The organism is Acinetobacter sp. V2 (assembly GCF_001188385.1).
GTDB classification, from domain to species: domain Bacteria; phylum Pseudomonadota; class Gammaproteobacteria; order Pseudomonadales; family Moraxellaceae; genus Acinetobacter; species Acinetobacter oleivorans.
This window is the reverse complement of the sequence record NZ_JZFB01000001.1, coordinates 128,327-128,552: the sequence shown is the minus strand read 5'-3', so window position 1 is coordinate 128,552 and position 226 is coordinate 128,327. Positions and strand designations below refer to the sequence as shown.

Here is a 226-nt window from a genome sequence, read left to right as displayed (position 1 = left end):
GTGGTCGTCAGTTCGGGTAAACAAGAAACGGACTTTAATGCGTCCCCACTGATCGACATGAATACTTTCGCCTTCCAGTCCCACCACTCTAGCGCGCTGCGGGTAAGCGGCTGGACGGTGCTCTAGCGGATTATATTCAGGCACAGCTTTAATGTTACGTCGAACAACGTTCAGCTCAGCATAGTGGCGCTGCTCAGGATTTTGGCTGTCGAGTTGGGCTGCCTTG

The 226-nt window shown here is 53.1% G+C and carries 1 protein-coding gene; it reads right to left on the bottom strand.

Annotated elements, in window-relative coordinates; translation table 11 throughout:
* Positions 1–226: hypothetical protein (locus UC75_RS19460; protein ID WP_228136979.1), on the bottom strand; the 226-nt coding region annotated here is incomplete at both ends.